A 5,575-nucleotide genomic window follows, 5' to 3' on the forward strand; every position below is an offset into this window, starting at 1 on the left:
TAAAAAAATAGATAAGCAGGAGGAATTTGATTTGTCAAAAATCGTCGTTGCCCTTGGCGGCAATGCTATCCTTTCAAAGGATGCATCCGCACAGGCTCAAATGAAAGCAGTTAAAGAAACAGCAAAGGAACTCGTTAATTTTATCAAGAATGGGGACCAGCTCATTATTACCCATGGAAATGGACCGCAAGTAGGAAACCTACTACTTCAGCAGAGTGCCGCAGACAGTGATGAGAATCCGGCTATGCCACTTGATACCTGTGGTGCAATGACACAGGGAAGTATTGGCTATTGGTTCCAAAATGCTATGAAAGAGGAATTACTGGATAGTGGCATTGACAAAGACGTTATGGCAATTGTGACCCAAACGATTGTGGATGAAAATGATCCGGCTTTCCAAAACCCATCCAAACCAATCGGACCGTTTTATAAAGAAACAGAAGTCGAAGGTCTAAAGGCTCTTCATCCGGACTGGCAGATTATCGAAGATGCCAGTCGTGGCTACAGACGGGTTGTGCCGTCACCTAAGCCGTTGGAAATCAATGAATATCGTGCCATCAAGCAGGTTGTTGATGCTGGCATCGTTCCAATTGTTTCAGGCGGCGGTGGCATTCCGGTTGTTCGAAAAGGTAACCGGCTGGTTGGAACGGAAGCTGTTATTGATAAGGATTTCAGCGCCTCAAAAATTGCCCAACTAATCGATGCTGATAAACTGATTATTTTAACGTCTGCCGGCGGTGTTTTTTACAACTACGGCAAACCCAATCAGGTTGAACTTAAAGAAGTTAGCGTTGATGAGATTCAAAAACACATTGATGCAAAGGAATTTGCCAAAGGCAGTATGCGGCCAAAGGTTGAAGCAGCTACCAGCTTTGTTCGAAATACCGGTAATCCGGCTGTCATCGGTGATCTTGAAGATGTTAAAGAGATCATTAAAGGCAATGAAGGAACCACTATTGTCAGCGAAAGTGTGCCGGCTACAGTGAAGTAGTTGAAATTGCTTTGAATAAAATAAAGACGCCATACAAGAACAAAACCTTGTATGGCGTCTTTATTTAGAAAGTCTAAACCGATGCGTAGATCATGCATGGTGGGCTTAAAGGGCAGTCAAAGGAATCAATAACCTAACCAGCGTGTGACTGTACCAGCAATGGTAATCCTTTAAGATCCGGCAGGGTATAAGTAGGCTTGATATCGGCTAATGCCGACAACTTCAGTCGATTAATCCAAACGCAAGACCATCCGATTTTATGACATGGTACAACATCCCACCAATAGCCCATTGCAACGTGTAGGTGAGGCTGTTCGAGCTGCTTTGAGGCATAGTCAAAAAACGGTATGGCAGGCTTATAACAGCGGGTTTGTTCAGGTAGAATCGTTTGATCGACTTCGTGATCCAACGCGTTGAGGTGAGCTGCCATCAAGCTTGACGTTGAATTGGACATAATGATGACACGGTGGTCTGCCTCACGCAATTGACGCAGAACGGCAATGACTTCCGGCCAAGGGGTTAAGGTCGTGTATAGTTTGATTAAATCGTTAAAATGGTTGCTAAACAACGATCCGGTTTGAAGTGTCATGTCCATATACGCTAAGTCCCGCTTCAATAAGGCGGAAAATGGCAGCGTTGTTTCGCCATACATTAAGCGATCCTTCCACAATTCGAATTGGGACCAGGCAGCCTGACCGTCAATGCCGTGAGCTGTCCCGAATGCCATCAACCAGGTTTGGATTGGCCGAGTGTCTAATAACGTTCCGTAACAATCGAATGTGATATCCATTAAAATCACCTTTTTGAATATCATAACACCTGAATCGGAGAATAGTCAGTTTATTTTAGAAGCATTGCAACCAATAAAAAACAGAGCAGTCTGACAACCTGCTCTGCTAATCATTAAAATGTCAATATAGTCTAATAAATTAATACTTCGGCTACCAAGATGCCGCCGCCAAAAACCAGGACGAACACGACAACCGGCCAAACGAATTTTAGCCAATGGGAATACTTCATATTCAACATCTGCAGGGTTGCCATGACTAAACCGGTCGGTGCCAGGAAAAGCATTGCATATTGGCCAAACTGATAGGCAGTGACAACCACAAATCGTGGAATATGAACCGTATCGGCAAGTGGTGCCAGAATTGGCATTGACAGAACGGCCAATCCGGAAGATGACGGGACAATAAAGCCAAGTACAAAGAAGATAAATAACATGACTAAGATAAACGTCGGTCCACTCATATGGGCAACCAGGGTTGATGAAAATTGAAGAATGGTATCCGAGATGAGACCTTCATTTAAGACCAAATTGATACCACGGGCAAGTCCAATGATAAGGGATACGCCTACTAAACTTGAGGCACCGTTAACAAAAGCGTCAACGACTCCTTTTTCACCAAGACCATGGTTACCGGTTCCAGTTAAGAACATGATAATAATGGCAAATGCCAAGAATGAGGATGCCATGGTTGGGAACCACCAGCCTTGGGACATCACACCCCAAACCATGATTGGGAAAGCTGAGACGAATAAGAGTAGAATAATCTTTTTTCGAATTGTAAAAGATGATTTCTGGTGATCGTCAGTCGATGCAATTTCCCACATGTGGTTGAATTCATCACGGTCATCATAGGAATACGAGAAGGTCGGATCCGCTTTGACTTTTTTGCTGTACCAATATAGATAAATGATGACGAATGCGGCCGCAACAATACACCCGACTACCCGCCACATAATTCCCTGGGTAAAATCAATTCCGGCAGCGTTTGAAGCAATAACAACCGAGAACGGATTAATTGTTGAAAATGAGGTTCCAATTGAGCTTGCAAGGAAGATGGCTCCGACACAGACAATCGAGTCGTAGCCCATCGCAATGAAGATTGGCACCAATATAGGATAGAACGCAACTGCTTCTTCCTCGATCCCACAAAGGGTACCGCCTAAGACCATTAAAATAGAAACAAAGAAAATCAGTGCGAATTCGTGGCCTTTGGTTTTCTTTGTCAGTGCCATTAATCCCGACTCAAACGCACCGCTTGCTTTAACAACCCCAATCAGGCCACCGAGAACTAAAATAAAGACCATGATGTCGACGGCTTCTATAGTCCCTCGAACCATACTGCTGGTAATATCGCCGGCACCGGCTGGATGTTGTTTGAGCCGCTTGTATGTGTTGGGTATTGAAACAGCTTGGGTAATGCCGCCGGACGTAAACTGGTGAATATCAATTTTTACGCCGAGCTTATCCAATTCTTTCTGGGTACTTGGAATGTTGGATATTTTCCCGTGTGGGTCAGTGATCTGTAAGTGAGAGCTGGTTTGATTATAAGACAGCTTTGAATAACTGCCGGCCGGAATCATCCAGGTTGCCGCTACTGCAACGACCGTTAAGATAAACAGGATGACAAACGCACCGGGCATCTTTAGTTTGAAATGCCGTTTGGGCTTAATTGCTGAATCCATTTGTATAATCCCCCTTCGTTCTATACAATTGGTATTATATGAAGCGGTTTCATATAACTTCACGATACTTCAAAAACTTGTGTAAAAATGTCTAGGGGAATTTAATCATGTTCAAGCAATCACGTTTCATTAGTTACGGACGTTACCAGCGGATCCTGGTTGCGGCGATCTGCATTGCGCTGGCTTCGCAAATCAATTTTCAAACGTATACGTCGGGATTTATCATTACACTGGCAGTTTTGCTGCTGCCGATTTTTCTGTATTTTAATCGCGATTTAAATCCGTTTCAGCTGACATTGGCGGTCGCAGTTGCATCACCGATTTTTCGAGGCGTCCTGTTATTTATAAGTCAGGATGCCAGTGCCAATCACATTATTCAATTTACGATCACGGATATGGCCTTTTATGTGTGTTATGGTGCCCTCTATTATTTGATTTATTGGCGAAATGGCCAACGTAACAACGGCTATTTCTTCTTCACAATTGTCCTGTGCGATTATCTCTCGAATTTGCTGGAGGTCAGCTTATTAACCGGCTTTTCGCATTACAGTTACCAGCTATTCCAATTCTTGTTTATGGCCGCACTGATTCGCAGCCTGGGAAGCTGTTCAATTGCTTTTGTGTACCACTATTTCACACTGATGTTACGGGATGAAAACCACGAACAACGTTATTATCATTTTGTGTGGGTTGCCTCTGCCGTTAAGAGTGACGTGTATTTTATGCGCAAGAATATCAGCGAAATTGAAAACGTCATGAAGAACGCTTATTTGCTTAACCAACAGTTGCAGCAGGACAAAGTCGATGAAAAGCAGCAGGATATGGCATTGAGCATTGCCAGGGATGTTCATGAGATTAAGAAAGATTATCAAAACGTTATTCGTGGCCTGGGTGATTATTTTGATGATGATACCAGTGTACCAATGCAGTTGGCCGATATTCTAAAAGTGACGGTAAATTACATCCGTGAAGCAATTAAGCAGCGTCATCAAAATATCGTGATTGAGGTTCATAATCAAGTTGATCTGGTGGTTCCAAACCATTATTACGTTGTATCAATTCTCTCAAATTTAATTTTTAATAGCGTGGACGCAATGGATGATAAGGCTAACGGGTTGATTCGAGTGACTGTGGCAGATGATAATGATCAAATTATTATTAATGTTAGTGATAATGGCAGTGGAATGGATCAAGAAACGCTTGCGATGATTTTTGAACCGGGATTCACGACTAAATTTGATGAAAGTACCGGCGTCGTTTATCGGGGGATCGGCCTATCACACGTTAAAATAATTACCCAAGAGCAGTTTGATGGCGATATTCAAGTGGCATCCAAGCCTGGTCAGGGAACTGATTTTCAGGTAACGCTCAGTAAACGACGACTGACACAGGAGGCACGATCATGAAATTTTACATTGTTGACGATGATTCATCAATTCCAATGATGCTTCGCCGAATTATCGAAAAGGATCCTCAAAATGATGTGGTTGGTATTGCCCACGAGGCTAAAAAGGCGCTGGCTGATTTAACGTTGATGGCTGTCGATATTGTTTTGGTAGATCTGCTGATGCCTGAAATCTCAGGGATTGAATTAATTAAGCAATTAAAGCAGCGAAAGCCGTCATTGCGCTTTATTATGATTTCTCAGGTTCGCGACAGTGAGTTGCGGTCAGAAGCTTATCAAACCGGCATTGAGTTTTTCATTGATAAACCAATTAATGTCATTGAAGTTAAAACGGTGATTGAAAAAGTAATTCAGAATATTCAGATGACTGAAAAATTAACGCATATTCAAGCGCTGGTTGGCGGCAGTTTGACGGCTGAACCGGTGGTTGATCAGCGACAGAAAGCTAAGGAGCGAATTCTTTCAATATTAAGGTTTCTGGGAATGACATCGGAAGCCGGCTCTTCTGATATTTTGGCAATTGCCCAAATGATGCTGGAACAACACCTTACTTTTCGAGAAATTGACTTTAATAAGGCCTATCATATCGATGATCGGGAAAAGAAAATTTTGTTTCAGCGAATTCGAAGAGCGATCAAAACCGGCTTAACCAATCTGGCGACTCTCTGCATGGATGATATGGATAATGAAGTCGTGATTGAATACGC

5 protein-coding genes are annotated in these 5,575 nt (G+C 42.9%); 3 read left to right on the plus strand and 2 right to left on the minus strand.

The features are described from left to right. Positions 1-31: 31 nt before the first annotated feature. Positions 32-991, plus strand: a complete 960-nt coding sequence (gene arcC / locus HMPREF0519_RS02340) for a carbamate kinase (protein ID WP_040472629.1) — start codon at positions 32-34, stop codon at positions 989-991. Between the two features lie 133 nt (positions 992-1,124). Here the strand turns inward: arcC and HMPREF0519_RS02345 are convergent, their stop codons facing one another. Then, the gene (locus tag HMPREF0519_RS02345; protein WP_035462185.1) at positions 1,125-1,781 is read right to left on the minus strand and encodes an HAD family hydrolase; all 657 of its coding nucleotides are present in this window, start codon (positions 1,779-1,781) and stop codon (positions 1,125-1,127) included. A 131-nt stretch (positions 1,782-1,912) separates the two neighbouring features. Continuing rightward, a complete protein-coding gene (locus HMPREF0519_RS02350) occupies positions 1,913-3,463 on the minus strand; it encodes a YfcC family protein (protein ID WP_003634305.1) in 1,551 nt (516 codons plus the stop codon). 107 nt (positions 3,464-3,570) lie between these two features. Here HMPREF0519_RS02350 and HMPREF0519_RS02355 point away from each other — a divergent pair, with 107 nt between their 5' ends. Together HMPREF0519_RS02355 and HMPREF0519_RS02360 are read left to right on the plus strand one after the other, a co-directional pair. Beyond that, on the plus strand, positions 3,571-4,869 hold the full coding sequence (locus HMPREF0519_RS02355; protein WP_003634307.1) for a sensor histidine kinase: 1,299 nt from the start codon (positions 3,571-3,573) through the stop codon (positions 4,867-4,869). Further along, on the plus strand, positions 4,866-5,575 hold a 710-nt coding region (locus tag HMPREF0519_RS02360; protein ID WP_003634309.1), incomplete at its 3' end, for a response regulator. The genes HMPREF0519_RS02355 and HMPREF0519_RS02360, both read left to right, overlap by 4 nt.

This window comes from Lentilactobacillus hilgardii DSM 20176 = ATCC 8290 (assembly GCF_000159315.1).
Taxonomy (GTDB): domain Bacteria; phylum Bacillota; class Bacilli; order Lactobacillales; family Lactobacillaceae; genus Lentilactobacillus; species Lentilactobacillus hilgardii.

What these genes read in the sequence shown, in the direction of transcription:
- HMPREF0519_RS02345 (WP_035462185.1), bottom strand. Translation starts at nt 1,781, where the DNA reads ATGGATATCACATTCGATTGTTACGGAACGTTATTAGACACTCGGCCA.
- HMPREF0519_RS02350 (WP_003634305.1), bottom strand. Translation starts at nt 3,463, where the DNA reads ATGGATTCAGCAATTAAGCCCAAACGGCATTTCAAACTAAAGATGCCC.
- HMPREF0519_RS02355 (WP_003634307.1), top strand. Translation starts at nt 3,571, where the DNA reads ATGTTCAAGCAATCACGTTTCATTAGTTACGGACGTTACCAGCGGATC.